Consider the following 15,482-nt stretch of genomic DNA (forward strand, 5'->3'; position numbering starts at 1 on the left):
TGTATTGCCCAAACTAGATCGGCATCCGCATGATTTCTTCGTAGGCCGAGATGACGCGGTCGCGGACGGTGACCATGCTTTCGATGGCGATTTCGGTCTCGCTGAGGGCCGTCACCATGTCCACGACATTGGCCTTGCCGTTGACCATGTCGATGGCCATCTGGTCGCTGGTCGCGCCGGTATCGATCACGCCCTGCACCTGCTGGGCCAGCATGTCGGCGAAGTTCGGGCCACCGGAAGGATTGGCCAGCGCGGTGAGGTCGGTCTGCGGCCGCGCGGCCTGGTTGATCAGGCGCTGAGCATTGCCATAGGCGACGGTGGCAGCATTGAACGGCGTATTGACGGCCATTTGTTCTTATTCCTCTCCCGGTCAGCCGCGCAGGATGTCGAGCGTGCGCCCGAGCATCTGCCGCGTGACGGTGACGACGTTGAGATTGGCCTCATAGGTGCGCTGGGCCTCGCGCATGTCCATCGCCTCGATCAGCGGATTGACGTTAGGATATTGCACATAGCCGGAAGCATCGGCGGCCGGATGGCCGGGCTCGTAGCGCGAGGAGAAATCGCTCATGTCATAGGCAAGGCGCCCCACTTCGACGACCTTGCCGCCCACAGAGGGATCGAAGCTGGCTTCGAAAGTGGGGATGCGGCGGCGATACGGCTCCTCCCCCGGCGCCTTGCCGGCGGAATCGGCATTGGCGAGGTTTTCGGCAATGACGCGCATGCGGGCGGTCTGGGCGTGCAGGCCCGTGGCGGCGATGCGGAGAGATGAATTGAAGTCCATGTGACGTTAGCTCCTAGGCCTGCTTGCCCATGGCGGTGCGGAGGATCTTGATCGATTTCTGGTAGAGGCTGGTCGCGGCCTGATAATCCATCAGGTTGGTCGTGACTTTCATCATCTCGTCTTCGAGCGTGATGCCATTGCCCTCAGGGGTGATCTCGAAATTGGCCATGCGCTGCGCGCCAAAGGCGCCGCCTTCGCTGCTGGACACGGAAAAGTGCATGGGCTGGGTCGCCGTGGTGGTGACCGCCGCCGAGGAGAAGCCCGCCTGGCGGTCGGCAAAATCATATTGCGCCAGATCGCGGCCACGATAGCCGGGGGTTTCGGCATTGGCCACATTCTCGGCCAGCAGGCCTTGACGGGTCTGGTGCCAGCGCATCTTGTCGGTGAGCGCCGAAAAGACCGGCATGTTCATGAGGCCCATTGGCCGAAGTCCCCCGCGAGTCTAAAATCGTGGCGCGATGGGCAATTCTTGCCGACCTATGGTTAATCAAGCGTTAACCGGAGGTCGTTACGGCAGTCTCAGCCTCGCATTCTGCACATTTGCGGGATGTGGTAGGCAATATGTGCCGCCCGGATTCGGGTGAACCTGATTTGGAGCCGACATGAGTTTTATCACCAGCCTCTTCGGTGGCGAGGGCAATAGTTTCCTCACCGCGATCTTCGCCCTCGGCGTGGTCATCGTGGCTATCCTGCTGGTGCTGTGGCTGCTCAAGCTGCTGTTCAAGGCATCCGGCAATGTGGCCCGCGGGCGCAACCGGCGGCTGGCCGTGGTGGATTCGCTGGCGCTCGACCCCAAACGGCAATTGCTGATCGTCAGGCGCGACAATGTCGAGCACCTGATCCTCACCGGCGGAGCGCAGGACCTGGTGGTGGAAACCGGCATCGCCGTGGAAGAGGCGCCCGCCGCCCAGCCGACGCGCCGTCCCATTCCCATGGTAGCGACCCGCAAGCCGGCGCCGGCCAAGACTCCTGTCGTCACGCCCCCGGTTGTGACGCCCCCGGTCGTCGCGCCCGCCGCGCAGCCGGCAGAACCGGTAGCCGCGGCGCCGGGCACGGCCATCGAGCGCCTACGCGACCTGGGGCAGCCAACCAACAAGAAGGCCCATCTTTCGCTGCGCCATACCGGTCTGCTCCGCCCGGTCAGCGACATGGAAATGCCGGTATCCCCGGAAAACACGCCCGCTCCGGTCGCGCCTGCCGACGACTCAGCTAAAGAGGATACGGCGCGGCGAGACGTAGAAGGCTCCGACCTTGTCGAGGATACCAGCGAGGCAAACCGGAACTGAGGCGCCGCCGTCGCGTCTGCGGCGGCTTGCACCCTTTGCCGGCCTTCTCGCCTTTGCGCTTGCAGCGCTGATCCCCAGCCTGGCCTTCGGGCAAGACATTTCCATCGATTTCGGCGACGACACGACGCTGACCGAACGCGCCGTGCAGCTGATCGGGCTGATCACCCTGCTGTCGCTGGCCCCGTCCATCCTGGTGATGGTGACCAGCTTCACGCGCATCGTCGTCGTGCTGTCGCTGCTGCGCACGGCCATCGGCCTGCAGACCGCGCCGCCCAATTCGGTGATGGTGTCGCTGGCTCTGTTCCTGACCCTCTTCGTCATGCAGCCGACGCTGCAGCAGAGCTATGACCAGGGCATTGCCCCGCTGCTGGCCGGCGAAATCGAAATGACCGAGGCGTTCGAGCTGGGCAGCGCCCCGCTGCATGAATTCATGCGCGCCAATGTGCGCGAGCAGGACCTGACCCTGTTCTACGACCTGACCGACGCTCCGGTGCCCGACGAGCCGGAAGCCATTCCGCTGCAACTGCTGATCCCGGCCTTCATGATTTCGGAGCTGCGGCGCGCCTTCGAAATCGGCTTCCTGCTGTTCCTGCCCTTCGTGGTCATCGACATGGTGGTGGCCTCGGTGCTGATGAGCATGGGCATGATGATGCTGCCGCCAGTGGTCATCTCGCTGCCGTTCAAGCTGATCTTCTTCGTGCTGGTCGATGGCTGGTATCTGGTGGCGGGCTCGCTGGTGCGCAGTTTTGTGAGCGGGTAGCGGTATGCGCTCAAGGTTAGCCACACCCACGATGTCACCCCGGCCTTGAGCCGAGGCCCATCTCGAGATCTTGCCGGATGAGACCATCTCAGGATGGATCCCGGCTCAAGGCCGGGATGACATCGAGTTTGGGGATTCTATGGGGAACGACTACAGGCTCGCCAGCCCCGCGCTGGGTTCGGCGGCGGTGAGGGGGGCCAGGGCGCCCTCGTCGGCATAGGTGTCGCGGTAGGAGGCGAGGAAGGCGTTGATGCCGCCGACATCGGCGACCTGGCTGGCCACCGCCTTGAATTCGAGACTGGTAATGGCAACCTGCCCGGTCACCAGGTCGAACATCGGCCATTCCGGCGTTACCACCATGGCGTCGCCGAACTTCGAGCGCAGGCGCGATAGCCCGAATGTATCGCCTGACAGGGCAAAGCCCACCGCGGCCTTGATCAGCCCGAGGCGGACAGGCTGGGTCAGCGGCTGGCCGCGCTGCTGCTCGGCATAGAGCGCTTCGAGCATTTCGCTGGCCTGGTCATAGCGCTTGGCGCGCCAATGCGCGTCGATGCGCAGCAGGGTCGCGTCGCGCCCGTCCAGATCGCGCAGCAGGTCGAGCGCCAGCAGGTCGCGGCCACCATCGATCATGGCGCGCGCCTCGAGAATACGCCGCTGGCGCTGCAGGGAGTCCGGCAGGCCGGGCAGCCGCGTCTCGTTGAGCACGCGCAAGGCATCCTGCGGCTGGCGATCGGCCAGGTAGATCACGGCGAGATCGGCGGCGATCTGGGTGCGGGCCACGCCGCGCAGGCGATTTTCCAACTGATATTCGAGCAGGTCGGCGGCCTGCGCCAGCAGATCGACGCGTACCAGCCGGCGGGCCAGGTTGCGGATCATCTCGTCGCCGCGGGCGCCGGGCGGGGTCAACTGGCGGAAATCATAGTAGAGGCTGAGCGCATCGATCGGGCCCAGCGAGTCGGCGACGCCATTGAGGAACAATTCGCTGAACATATGCTGCGCCTTGTCGCGCAGCGCGTTGACCGAGGTGTTTTCCGAGTAATTGGCGACGGCCTGCTCGACGGTTTCGAAGCCGCGGCGATAGTCGCCATCGCGGAAGTAGAAATCGGCCAGCATGGTCTGCATGTCCGCTTCCAGCGGATTGCCGCGCCACAACAGGGATTCCGCCGACAGCGTATCGGTGGCCTTGGCCAGGTCGAGCGTGCCCTGCTGGTCGAGCAGGCGCAGGGTGCGATAGATGGCCTCGGCGCGGGTGGGGCGGATGTCGGCGGCGATCACCTGGCCATACGTATCGATGGCCTCGGAAATGCGATCCCGCCCCTCGTCGATCCGGCCCGACATCAGGTGATAGAGGCTGGAATCCTCGGGGTCGAGGCTGGCGAAATCGATCGAGTCGAGAAACCGCTCAGCCAGCGTCATGTCGTCGGTTTCGACGGCGGCGCGCACGGCGGCAAAATAGAACCTGTTGCGTACCCAGAGCGGGTAATTCTCGACAATGCTGTTGGCCTCGATGGCGTCGAACCGCGCGCCCTTGAAGTCGTAGCCGTCGGCGCGGGCTATGGTGCGCCACAACAGGGCGTCGAGTTCCTGGCCTACGCCGGACGAATTGAGGATGCGCAGGGCGTCGGTGGGACGGGAGGCCAGCGTATCGGCGATGGCGCGGGTGATGCGGATCTTGCGCGTCAGGTCCTCGGCCTTGAGTTCGGTCTCCAGCACATCGAGCACACCCAAAGCCTCATGGGCGAAATGGTTGGCCACGTAATACTGCGCCAGGTCCAGCCGGGCGACGTCGCGCTCCCTGCCCTCGCTGCTGGCGGCATCGACCAGCAAATCCTCGCGGCGCTGGTTGAATGCGCCGTAATCCTTTTCTTCCAGCGCAGCCAGGTCGACAAAGCTGCCGCGCAGGCTTTCGGTAATGCCATTGCCGATGGTGCGGGGCGCATCCACCGCCGAAACGGTGAGCCCCCCGGCGGTGGACAGCACGGCCAGGTTGTTTTCGACGGCGATGTCGAGTTCCGGATTTTGCGGCTTGATGACGAGGCCGTGCACGCTCCGCAGGGCCGAGAATTCGACATAGTCGAGCCGGCGGGTCACGCCACGCGCCGGCGGATAGGCGGTGACCACCTTGAGCAGGTCCCCCACCAGCGGATCGCGGAAATCATGGATGCGGGCGGGACGCGCCACATCGGCCACGACTTCAAAATTGCCCTCGATATCGCGGCGGCGGCTGAGTTCGATCGGCTCGGTCGGCGTCAGCATGATGTCGCCCAGCGACAGGACCCAGGCCATGCCTTCGGACCCGAGCGTCGCCAGGCGGTCCTGCGACAGCTCGACCCGCACCACCTGCGTGTCGCCCGACGTCACCACGGCAAATTCGCTGGCCAGGGCATCGAGTTCGGCCGAATGGGTCGGCGGCGTGATGCCCGAAACGGTGTCGAACATCATCCAGACCGTGTCGCCCCGGCGGAACACGGCAGCCGGCGTATCCTGCTCGAACGGGAAGACGACGCGCACGGTCGAACCCAGCACGCTGACGAATGGCGTTATCGTGCGGGCGGCGGTTTCGGGGAAGAGCTTGTCGACCTGGGCCGTTGCGGGACCGCCTGCTGTCGCAGCTTCCGCTTCCGCCTCCTCTGCGGCCTCATCCACCAGATCGGCAGCGGCGAAGCTGGGCAGGCCGACACCGGCAATGTCGATATCGAGAATGTATTGGCTCGGCGAATTTTCATAGAAGCGCGGGGTAATGCCTTCGGCCAGGCTCAGCGTGACCAGCGCCCCATCGGGACTGACCGCGCTTTCGACAGAGGCGATTTCGGGCGGCAGGTCCACCGCCAGGTCGCGCAGATCGACGCCGACAGGCCATTCGAAGGCGATGTGGCTGGTCTCACCTTCCTGCACATATTCGGCCGTGGTCGGCACGGTCCAGTCGAACTGGACGCGCATGAAAGTGGGATTGCGGCCAACGCGAATACTGGCCTGGGGATTGAGCTCGACCACCTCGGCGGCCTTGCGCTCGCGCTCGGCGCGGATGGCGGCGAGGCGGGCCCGCTCGGCCAGTTCGTCGATGATATCCTGCGGCAAAGCCGGCGGCATGCCCTGCCAGGTGCTCGGCAGCAGATCGATGAAGAGCTTTTCGCCGGCCTCGATGCGGTTGAAGCTGAAGGCGGCGCGGAGGCCCAGGCGCAGCCCCATGCCGTCAGGATCGACGCGGGCCACCGAAAGATAGGGCGCCATGGTGGTGCCGACATCGGGCAGGATGACCGCGACCTTTTCCTCGAATTCGAGCGAGAGCACGCCGTTTTCGATGCGCATCGTATATTTGGGGAGATCGTCGCGGCCCGGAAAGCTCAGGATCAGGCGGGCGTAACCATCTTCCTGGGTGGCAAAGAGCTGGCCCTGCTCCTGCGCCATTGCCGGCGCAATAAAGCTCAGCGCCGCGATGACGACGCCTGCCAGGACGGCCCGCCCCGCGCGCCGCAAACCAACCATGATCGCGGTCTTCACCGGCTTCTGCCCGCCCGACGCACTCTGCGCGTCTCATGGCGAAGCCTTCGGCTCCGGGGTCATAAAACGCATGGGTTACACGATAGTCTGTGCCGACCCTAGCGCTCCGGGCTTAACGTCACCTTACGCCAAAGCATAAAGCCTCCGGCATTTCAGCGTTCATTATTGACCCACGATCTGCGGCAGGGCGGCCAGGTCGTCCTGGGTCATTTCCGTCGCCGGCTTGTCGGCCAGCGTCGCCATCTGCACCGTCAGTTCCTGCGCCCTCGGGGCAGACATTTCGGCCAGGATCGGCGCCATCTTGCGCGGATTCATCGTCTTGGCCACGCGCAGCAGCACATCCATGTTGAGATCGTTGAAGATATTGGCCGCATCCTTGGGACGCATGGTTTCATACATCGCCACGATGCCGGCGAACTGTCCGGCTTCCATCTCGGTCCGCTGGTCGACCAGGCCGGAAATCTGCGCTTCCAGTGCTTCCAGCGTGGCTGCCCGTTCCGCGATGCGCTTTTCGGCGGCATCGACGATCGAGGCGCGCAGGGCCAGGTCGCTCTCATACTGCTCGAGTTCGGTGCGGCGGGCGGTGAGGCGCTCGAGCAATTGCTGCTCGGTACCGGACACGCCATCGGCAGCAATCAGCGGAACAACCGTACCGCCATCCGAGATTTCCGTAGGCACGACATCGCCCGAAGGCAGGCAATCGGCCGCCATCTGCTGGGCGAAGCTGCCCTCGGGCACCGGACGGGGTTCCACCGCCACGGCTTCGCCCTCAACCTCGGCAGCCACCGGCCGCAGGATGACATCGCCGCTGGCGGTGATCGTGGCGTCGGAATCGACGCAATAGGTCTGCGAAGCCATCACGTGACCGGCGGGCGGCGCATCCAAGGCCGGTATTTCACCCGCCTCATTGGCCGTCTCGTCCGCCGCCGGAGCACCGTGGCCTCCGCCGGCTTCGGCTGCCGGCGCGCCAATGGTCGGCGCCCCATCAGAGAGCGTCGGGCTGATATCTTCCATGGTCGGCTCGCCGGCCGGCGTCACCGTCTGGTCCGCCTCGGTCGTTCCCACCGCATCGCCCTCGGAGGCGCCGGCCGCCTGCGCCACGCTGACGCCACCCAGCACATAGCTGCCATGGGTCACAAGACCCATGGTCTTGAGCACCAGCAAAGCGGCAATGGCCATGACGACGACGGGCAGCAGCCGGATTTTGGTCACGCAGCAACTCCGCGAGTGCGCACGCGCGTCGACAGCTGTTCAAGCGCAGACTGCACCTTGTTGGGCTGTTCCACCGGCTCGATGGCCTGGCTATGGCGGGCCACGCTGGTGATCTTGGCGATCCGCTCCATCAGCACCGTGCCGGCGTTGACGTGATTGGCCAATTCGATCCCGAAGCGCTCGGCTTCCTCCAGCCGCGCATTGAGCGACAGGTCGGCCTCGACGGCGGTCTGCTTGAGCTCCTTGATCGCCTGATTGGCGAGGTTGGTGGCCCCGACCAGGTCGGCGACCATCTGGCGCATCACGTCCTTGTCGGCGTGAAGGCGCTTGAGGCGCTGGTTGAGCACGATGCAATATCCGATTGTCAGCGCGAGCAGAATGGCGACAGCGCCTTCCACGAACAGCCCCAGAGGCAAGCCGAACATCATCGTCCTTCCATTTTCTCGTCGATCGCCTCGAAGGCCGCCATGGTGACCTTGGGCGGGTTAAGCGGCCGGGAAACCCGCACCGAAACGTGATTGCCGATATGGCCCATAACGGCCTCGGTGAGATCGACATCGCCGCAGCGCAACCGCACCGGATCGCTGGGCGAGCGCTCGAACATGACCGTGTCGCCCGGCTGCATGGCCAGCATGCGCGAGAGCGGCAGTTCCTGCTCGTGCAGCACAGCCTCGATCTCGACATTGGCCGAATAGATCTCGGTGGCCAGATGGCCTTCCCAGATCGGATCGCGGCCGAACTTTTCACCCATGAACATCTGCAGCAGTTGTTCGCGGATGGGCTCGATGGTCGCGTAGGGCAAGAGGATTTCGATCTTGCCGCCGCGATCGTCCATCTCGATGCGCAGCTCGATCAGGATGGCGGCATTGCCCGGCCGCGAAATGGCGGCGAAGCGCGGATTAGTCTCCATGCGCTCGAGCTTGAAATTGACATCGGTCACCGGCTCGAAGGCGCGGTGGGTATCGTCGAGGATGACCTCGATCATGCGGCGGGCCAGCGCCATTTCGATCGTCGTATAGGGCCGGCCCTCGACGCGGATATTGCCGCCAATGCGACGGCCTCCCAGCAGCACGTCGATCATCGAATAGATCAGGCTGGAATCGACGGTGAGCAGGCCGTAATTCTCCCATTCCTCGGCCTTGATGACCGAGAGGATAGCCGGCAGCGGAATGGAATTGAGATAGTCGCCGAAGCGCACCGAGGAGATGGAGTCCATGGTGACTTCGACATTGTCGCTGGTGAAATTGCGCAGGCTCGTCGTCGCCAGCCGGACCAGCCGGTCGAAGACGATTTCGAGCATGGGCAGGCGTTCATAGCTGACCAGCGCCGAATTGATCAGCGCCTGGACGCCGGTCAGCTCGACATTGCTGCCCACGCTGGCGTCGAAGCCGAGCAGGCTGTCGATTTCATCCTGGTTGAGGACGCGGTCGGGACCGCCCTCCCCGTCACCATTGTCGCCTTCGAGCATGGCGGCCCATTCGGCGGCAGCGGCAGCAGCCCGCTCCTCCTCGGTCATGTCGTCTTCGCTGACGGGGGCGGCCGCAGCGGGAGCCGCGGCATCATCGAGCCCCCATTCGTCCGCCAGCTTGTCCTGTTCGGTCGGGCCCGCCATTACTGCACCAGGATTTCCTTGAACAACACGGACTCGACGCGGCTCGGATAGATCGCGACGTTGACGCGGCGCAGCAGCTCTTCCTTGAGGCGATAGACGCCGGCCGAACCTTCGAGGTCGGACCGGCGCAGCTCGCGCAGATAGACCTGGAAGGCATCGACCACCTTGGCCATGCGCGGCTGGATTTCGAGCATCATCTCCTGATTGGCGACTTCAAGCGCCACGGTCAGCTTCATGAACGAGCTCTTTGGCTCGGCATCGTCCTTCAGGTTCACGATCATCGGCGGCAGGTTGAAGATGAAGGTGTGCCCGGTATTGACCGCCCCTTCCGGCAACGCGCCCTCCGCGACCGTTTCGGCCGGCGCGGAAGAGGATGAGAGGAAGAAGTAAAGCCCGGCGCCCGCCAGCAAGACGACTATGGCCGCCGCGCCAATGATGATGAAGAGCTTTGGCGGCCCCTTCCGGGTCGCGGCGCCGTCTTCGATTTCTGCATCAGCGGCCATGCCAACCCTGCCAGATATGAGGCTTCCCGGACGATTCCGGCTGTTGGTCCAGCTAAGCGGTCGATGGTTAACGATTGGTTACAAATCGACCCCAAGCGGCAAAATTTGCCGGGCAGCTTTTGCCGTGCGCGGAAAGAATGACGCGGCATGGATAGCAGGGCCTGAGACCTATCTATCTGATTTTATTAAAGTTCGTGACTTGGCATGGTTGCTGCAAGGTAAATGGCGAGGCCGCGGCTTGGGGAAGTCGGCAGTCTCGGGGACGTTAATATTCCGGGGATCAGCAATGATCGAGAATGCGCAGCTCATCAGCCTGTCCAAGCAGATAGCGCTCCAGCGGCAGATGGACGTGGTGGCCAACAACATGGCCAACATCAACACGTCAGGCTTCAAGGCCGAGAACATCCTGTTCGAGGAATATGTGATGCCGGTCGCCCGCGACCAGGATTTCCCGAGCCTCGACCAGCCCCTCTCCTATGTGCAGGACTGGGCCACGATGCACGACCTCAGCGGCGGCGCCATGGTGCAGACCGGCAATGACCTCGATGTCGGCCTCAATGGCGACGGCTTCTTTGCCGTGCAGACCCCGGCCGGCGAGCGCTGGACCCGGTCCGGCGCCTTCCAGCTCAGCGCTACCGGCACCCTGGTCGATCTCAACGGCAATCCCGTGCTCGGCGAAGGTGGCCCGATCCAGTTCGGCGCCGAGGAAACCGGCATCCTGATCGCCGCCGATGGCTCGGTCAGCTCCAGCGCCGGCCCCAAGGGTCGCCTGCGCCTCGTCGAATTCGCCAATGCGCAGGAACTGACCCGCGAGGGCAATAACCTGTTTGCCGGCGGCACGCCGGTCGCCGCCACCAATACCAAGGCCATGCAGGGCTTCATCGAACGCTCCAACGTCTCGGGCGTCGCCGAAATGGCCGAGATGATCCGCGTGACCCGTGCCTACGAATCCGCCGCCAATCTGGCCCAGAAGCAGGATGAGCTGCGCCGCAGCGCCATCCAGCGACTGGGCGACGCCAACGCCTGATCGGAGCAAATGCCATGAAAGCCCTCTACATCGCATCGACCGGCATGGGCGCGCAGGAACGCAATGTCGAAGTCATTTCCAACAATATCGCCAATATGCGGACCACGGGCTACAAGCGCCAGCGCGCCGAGTTCGAGGACCTGCTCTACCAGCAGATCACCCGCGCCGGCTCGCAGACCTCCGACCAGGGCACGATGATCCCGGCGGGCCTGGAAATCGGTTCGGGCGTGCGCACCGTCTCCACCCCGCGCGTGATGAGCCAGGGCGCGGTCAACATCACCGAGCGCGAGCTGGACGTGGCTATCCGCGGCGAAGGCTTCTTCATGGTGCAGCTGCCCGATGGCCGCACCGCCTATACCCGCGACGGCTCGTTCGAGCGCTCGCCCGAAGGCGAGATCGTCACCTCGACCGGCTATCCGATCGATCCGGGCATCACCATTCCGGGCACGGCGACCTCGGTCGCCATCTCGCCCGACGGCATGGTCAGCGCCTATCTCGACAATGAATCCACCCCGACCCAGATGGGCCAGCTCCAGCTGGCCCGCTTCGTCAACAAGTCGGGCCTGGAATCCATGGGCGACAACCTGTTCGTGGAAACCGCGGCCAGCGGCCCGGCCCAGGTCAGCGTGCCCAACAATGATGGCACGGGCGACCTGATGCAGGGCTATCTCGAAATGGCAAACGTCAATTCCGTCACCGAAATCGCCGACCTCATCGCTGCCCAGCGCGCCTACGAGATGAACGCCCGCGTCATCTCCGGTGCCGACCAGATGATGCAGGCCACGAGCCAGTTGCGTTGAGGGGTATGAAGATGATCCTGCGTTCCACCATCGCCACCCTTGCCGGAATGCTGCTGACAGGCGCCGCCTGGGCCGCGCCCGTGCTCAAGGCCGATATCGTCGTCACCGGCGCCATCGTCACTGTCGGCGACATGTTCGAGGATGCCGGCGCTGCCGCCGAGCAGGCCCTGTTCCGTGCCCCGATGCCCGGCACCAGCGGCATGGTCGGCCTGGCCGATGTCGACGCTGCGCTCAACCGCATCGGCATCGACGCGTTCGAAGCCGCAGGGGTCGACAGCGTGCGCGTCACCCGCGCCGCCACTATCGTGGATGAAGCTGCACTGGCCGATCTCATCACCGCCGACCTCGCCGCCCGCGGCATTGTCGGAACAGGCATGAGTGTCGATACGCTGTTCTCCAGCCCGGTCCAGCCGCTCAATGCCGAGGCCGTGGCCCAACCCGCCAGCATTATCAGCCTGCGCTACCTGCCCGGCAGCGGTGCCTTCACCGCCCGCTTCGCCATTGCGGGCATCGACCAGCCACTCGACGTGGCCGGCTCGATCGAACTGATGATCGAAGCGCCCCATATCAAGGCCAACCTGCCGGCCGGCACGCTGCTGGCCGAGAGCAATATCGAAATGCGCCCCGTGCCGCTGAAATTCGTCGAAAGCAGCGGCGTGCCGCGGCTGGAAGACGTGGTCGGCAAGACCCTGCTGCGCCAGAGCCGCGAAGGCATGATGCTGCGCGCCGCCGACGTGGCCGTGCCGCTTGCCATCAACAAGAACGACCCCGTGACCATCTATTTCCGCAAGGGCCCGATGACGCTGACCGTCAAGGGCCAGGCCGTTACCGGCGCCGCCTCTGGTGGGCCGGTGCAGGTGCTCAACCTCATGTCCAAGCGCGTCATCAGCGCCACCGCAATCTCTGCCGGCGCCGTCGAAGTCAGCGCCGACCCGCTCGCCGTAGCGGGACTCTAAAGCCTCAAGAGACCAGACCAATGAACCTCATCAAACTCGCCGCCCTCCTGACGCTCACGGCCAGCCTGGCTGCCTGCAGCACCATGGACCAGCTCGCCAGCGTCGGCCAGGCGCCGCCGCTGACCGCTATTGCCGACCCGACCACGACGGCGGGCTACCAGCCGGTGCATATGCCCATGCCCGAGGCCATCGCCGATACCTATCAGCCCAATTCGCTGTATCGCACCTCGGCCAAGGGCTTCTTCAAGGACGAGCGCGCCCACCGCATCGGCGATATCCTGACCGTGATGGTGACCATCGACGACAGTGCCCAGATCGCCAACACCACCCAGACGGGCCGCAACTCGACCAATTCGGCCGGCATGGGCGGTATTTTCGGCGTCGCCGTCGACAATATCAGCGGCGGCAGCATCAATCCCTCGGCGATGATCGACTTCGACTCCGGCCTCACCAATCGCGGCAATGGCTCGGTCAATCGCTCGGAAAGCCTCGAAACCTCGGTTGCCGCCGTCGTCACCCAGGTCCTGCCCAATGGCAACCTGGTGATCGAGGGCCGCCAGGAAGTGCGGGTGAATTTCGAAGTGCGCGACCTGATCGTCGCCGGCATCGTGCGGCCCTCCGATATCCAGGCCAACAATACGATCCTATCATCCAAAATCGCCGAAGCCCGCATCTCCTACGGCGGCCGCGGCCAGATCACCAACATGCAGCAGCCGCGCTACGGCCAGCAGGCCATGGACGCCATCCTGCCCTTCTAAGATCACAGCAGTTTCCCTGCCGGCGCATTCCCCCAATGGCGCGGCAGGGTCCCTGGCGGGCGCCAGAATGGCCCCGCCCGGTCGGCTCCAGAACAGATCCGGCCTTCCAGAGGCGCAGTCCCCCGGCTGCGCCTCTTCCCCTTTAGGGGAACGCATCGGGCCCGCTATGGTTGACCAGCAGCGAACAAGGAGATTGCCATGTCCATGGGCACAGGAATTGCAGTCGGGGTCGCCATTGGCGTCGCCATCGGTGTCGCGATGGATAATGTCGCGATGGGGATCGGCATCGGCATTGCGATCGGCATCGCCATGGGCGGCGCCTGGCAGGCGTTCGGCAAGAACAAACCGAAGGAGTGATCGGTTTTGCCCCAGCACCGAACGGGCTTCCCTCCCCCTTGTGGGGAGGGAATGAGGGTGGGGGTATGCCACAGGCACCAATTTCGCGGAGAGACCCCCCACCCTTGATCCCTCCCCACAAGGGGGAGGGAGACGACTGATGGTCCGGTTCATCCACTAACCAGGCGTCACCCACACTTGCCGTTCCGGTCAGGCTATGGAACATCACGCCTTCCAGCTATTCCCGGAGCCCCCTATGTCCTTCCAAAAACTCGATACTCTCGGCCGCAAGCTCGAAGCGCTGGAGCATGCGCTGTCGATATTGGGGGCGGACGAAGCTACGCATATGGCGGTCGGCGGCGGCGAGAAGCGGGCCGAGGCCATGTCGAACCTGGCGGGCATGTATCATGCGCAGGCCACCGCGCCTGAAATCGCCGACTGGATCGAGGCGGCCAAACCCGAGAGCGAGGACCAGACGCTCGCGCTGGCCGAGTTCAAGCGGCAATATATCAACGCCACCTGCCTCCCCACCGAATTCGTCGAGCGCCGCACCGCGGCCACCATGCGTTCGGAGCAGCTCTGGCGCGAGCTGCGCGCCAAGGGCGATTGGGACAGTTTTTTGCCGGCGCTGGAGGGCGTGGTGGCGCTGGTGCGCGAAGAGGCGCAATTGCGCAGCGAGGCGCTGAAACTGGCGCCTTACGACGCGCTGATGGATCAGTATGACCCCGGAAACCGGACGGCGGAGCTGGATGCGGTGTTCAGCGATCTGAAGGGTTTCCTCAAGGGCTTCGTACCCGAGGCGCTCGACGCACAGGAACGCCGGCTGGCCAAGCGCCCGCGCAAGAGCCTCAACGGTCCCTACCCGATCGAAAAGCAGCGCGAACTGGGCCTGGCCGCCATGCGCGCCGTGGGCTTCGATTTCACCCACGGCTCGCTCGCCGTGTCGCATCACCCCTTCTGCGGCGGCGTGCCATCAGACGTGCGCATGACCACGCGCTATCGCACCGACGAATTCCTGAGCTCGTTGATGGGTGTGCTGCACGAAACCGGCCACGCGCTCTACGAGCAGGGCCTGCCCAAGGACTGGTCGCATTGGCCTCTCGGCAAGGCGCGCGGCATGGGCATCCATGAAAGCCAGAGCCTGTTTGTGGAGATGCAGCTGGCGCGAAGCCCCGAATTCTGGGAATTCGCCCTGCCGCTGGTGCATCTGCATCTGGGCGAGGACGCCATTCCCGGCTGGGATATCGCCGATATCCTCAACGAGGTGAACTATGTCGAACGCGGCTATATCCGCGTCGATGCCGACGAGGTCACCTACCCGCTCCACGTCATCCTGCGCTACGAACTGGAGCAGGAGCTGGTCAACGGCAAGCTGGAAGCCAGCCAGATCCCCGAGGCCTGGGACGCCAAGATGACCGAATATCTCGGCATCTCGACCCTCGCCGATCCCAAGGACGGCCCGATGCAGGACGTGCACTGGCCCGGCGGCGCCTTCGGCTATTTCCCCAGCTACACTTTGGGCGCCATGATCGCGGCCCAGCAATGGGCGGCTTTGGAAAAGGCCCAGCCGGGCGTACGCGAAGATATTCGCAAGGGCGAATTCGGCGGGGTCAACCAGTGGCGCAGCGACAATATCTGGTCGCAGGGCTCGCGCTGGTCGACGCCGGACCTGATTACCAAGGCAACGGGCGAGCCGCTCAACGCCGATTTCTTCAAGGCGCATTTGAAGCAGCGCTACCTGGCCTGACGGGAACAGGAGAAGCGGATCACCCGTTTGCCTCCGAAAGGAGGTGCGCGATGATCCGCAAGCTCAAATCCGGGGAATACCGGCTCTATTCCCGCAAGACCGATCCCAAGACCGGCAAGCGCCGGAATCTGGGGACGTTTGATACGCGTGAAGCGGCCGAGAAGCACGAGCGCGAGGTGCAGTATTTCAAGCGGCATTGAAAC

At 64.3% G+C, this 15,482-nt stretch carries 17 protein-coding genes; 9 read left to right on the forward strand and 8 right to left on the reverse strand.

From position 1 onward, the window contains the following. Window positions 1-13: 13 nt before the first annotated feature. From fliE to flgB, 3 genes are read right to left on the reverse strand one after another with little or no spacing between them, the layout of a single operon-like run. Window positions 14-349, reverse strand: coding sequence for a flagellar hook-basal body complex protein FliE (gene fliE / locus FPZ08_RS08430; protein WP_146289561.1), 336 nt, complete (start codon window positions 347-349; stop codon window positions 14-16). Window positions 350-370: 21 nt separating this feature from the next. Then, window positions 371-781 carry a flagellar basal body rod protein FlgC gene (gene flgC, locus FPZ08_RS08435; protein ID WP_146289562.1) on the reverse strand — a complete coding sequence of 137 codons (411 nt, stop codon included), beginning with the start codon at window positions 779-781 and terminating at the stop codon, window positions 371-373. Window positions 782-794: 13 nt separating this feature from the next. Then, on the reverse strand, window positions 795-1,202 hold the full coding sequence (gene flgB / locus FPZ08_RS08440) for a flagellar basal body rod protein FlgB (RefSeq protein ID WP_146289563.1): 408 nt from the start codon (window positions 1,200-1,202) through the stop codon (window positions 795-797). A 181-nt stretch (window positions 1,203-1,383) separates the two neighbouring features. On the opposite strand from flgB, the gene FPZ08_RS08445 reads away from it, so the two are divergent. Both FPZ08_RS08445 and fliP read left to right on the forward strand, forming a co-directional pair. Then, on the forward strand, window positions 1,384-2,067 hold the full coding sequence (locus FPZ08_RS08445; protein ID WP_146289564.1) for a flagellar biosynthetic protein FliO: 684 nt from the start codon (window positions 1,384-1,386) through the stop codon (window positions 2,065-2,067). After that, window positions 2,042-2,827, forward strand: coding sequence for a flagellar type III secretion system pore protein FliP (fliP, locus tag FPZ08_RS08450; protein WP_425457599.1), 786 nt, complete (start codon window positions 2,042-2,044; stop codon window positions 2,825-2,827). The genes FPZ08_RS08445 and fliP overlap by 26 nt, the downstream gene beginning before the upstream one ends. A 150-nt stretch (window positions 2,828-2,977) precedes the next feature. On the opposite strand, the gene FPZ08_RS08455 is transcribed toward fliP, so the two are convergent. From FPZ08_RS08455 to FPZ08_RS08475, 5 genes are all read right to left on the reverse strand, one after another. Beyond that, entirely contained in the window at window positions 2,978-6,328 is a 3,351-nt protein-coding gene (locus FPZ08_RS08455) for a tetratricopeptide repeat protein (RefSeq protein ID WP_146289565.1), read from the reverse strand. A gap of 162 nt (window positions 6,329-6,490) precedes the next feature. Next, window positions 6,491-7,540: a MotE family protein gene (locus FPZ08_RS08460; protein ID WP_146289566.1), complete on the reverse strand. Its 1,050-nt coding sequence runs from the start codon at window positions 7,538-7,540 to the stop codon at window positions 6,491-6,493. Further along, a complete protein-coding gene (locus tag FPZ08_RS08465; RefSeq protein WP_146289567.1) occupies window positions 7,537-7,965 on the reverse strand; it encodes a DUF6468 domain-containing protein in 429 nt (142 codons plus the stop codon). The genes FPZ08_RS08460 and FPZ08_RS08465 overlap by 4 nt, the downstream gene beginning before the upstream one ends. Further along, the gene (gene fliM, locus FPZ08_RS08470) at window positions 7,965-9,152 is read right to left on the reverse strand and encodes a flagellar motor switch protein FliM (protein WP_146289568.1); all 1,188 of its coding nucleotides are present in this window, start codon (window positions 9,150-9,152) and stop codon (window positions 7,965-7,967) included. Before fliM ends, FPZ08_RS08465 begins: the two co-directional genes overlap by 1 nt. After that, complete coding sequence (locus FPZ08_RS08475) at window positions 9,152-9,655, reverse strand: flagellar basal body-associated FliL family protein (RefSeq protein WP_146289569.1); 504 nt, start codon at window positions 9,653-9,655, stop codon at window positions 9,152-9,154. The genes fliM and FPZ08_RS08475 overlap by 1 nt, the downstream gene beginning before the upstream one ends. 289 nt (window positions 9,656-9,944) lie before the next feature. Between FPZ08_RS08475 and flgF the strand changes: the two genes are divergently transcribed. From flgF to FPZ08_RS08505, 7 genes are all read left to right on the forward strand, one after another. Beyond that, window positions 9,945-10,682: a flagellar basal-body rod protein FlgF gene (flgF, locus tag FPZ08_RS08480; protein WP_146293018.1), complete on the forward strand. Its 738-nt coding sequence runs from the start codon at window positions 9,945-9,947 to the stop codon at window positions 10,680-10,682. 14 nt (window positions 10,683-10,696) lie between these two features. Then, window positions 10,697-11,482, forward strand: a complete 786-nt coding sequence (gene flgG / locus FPZ08_RS08485; RefSeq protein ID WP_146289570.1) for a flagellar basal-body rod protein FlgG — start codon at window positions 10,697-10,699, stop codon at window positions 11,480-11,482. An 11-nt stretch (window positions 11,483-11,493) separates the two neighbouring features. Further along, the gene (gene flgA / locus FPZ08_RS08490; protein WP_186767263.1) at window positions 11,494-12,438 is read left to right on the forward strand and encodes a flagellar basal body P-ring formation chaperone FlgA; all 945 of its coding nucleotides are present in this window, start codon (window positions 11,494-11,496) and stop codon (window positions 12,436-12,438) included. A gap of 20 nt (window positions 12,439-12,458) precedes the next feature. Then, window positions 12,459-13,196, forward strand: a complete 738-nt coding sequence (flgH, locus tag FPZ08_RS08495; protein ID WP_146289572.1) for a flagellar basal body L-ring protein FlgH — start codon at window positions 12,459-12,461, stop codon at window positions 13,194-13,196. Between the two features lie 198 nt (window positions 13,197-13,394). After that, window positions 13,395-13,553 carry a glycine zipper domain-containing protein gene (locus tag FPZ08_RS21900; RefSeq protein ID WP_186767264.1) on the forward strand — a complete coding sequence of 53 codons (159 nt, stop codon included), beginning with the start codon at window positions 13,395-13,397 and terminating at the stop codon, window positions 13,551-13,553. A gap of 235 nt (window positions 13,554-13,788) precedes the next feature. Then, entirely contained in the window at window positions 13,789-15,279 is a 1,491-nt protein-coding gene (locus tag FPZ08_RS08500) for a carboxypeptidase M32 (protein ID WP_146289573.1), read from the forward strand. Between the two features lie 50 nt (window positions 15,280-15,329). Continuing rightward, window positions 15,330-15,479 (forward strand): hypothetical protein, encoded by a 150-nt coding sequence (locus FPZ08_RS08505; protein ID WP_146289574.1) that lies wholly within the window; start codon window positions 15,330-15,332, stop codon window positions 15,477-15,479. Window positions 15,480-15,482 lie beyond the last annotated feature (3 nt).

The organism is Devosia ginsengisoli (assembly GCF_007859655.1).
Taxonomy (GTDB): domain Bacteria; phylum Pseudomonadota; class Alphaproteobacteria; order Rhizobiales; family Devosiaceae; genus Devosia; species Devosia ginsengisoli.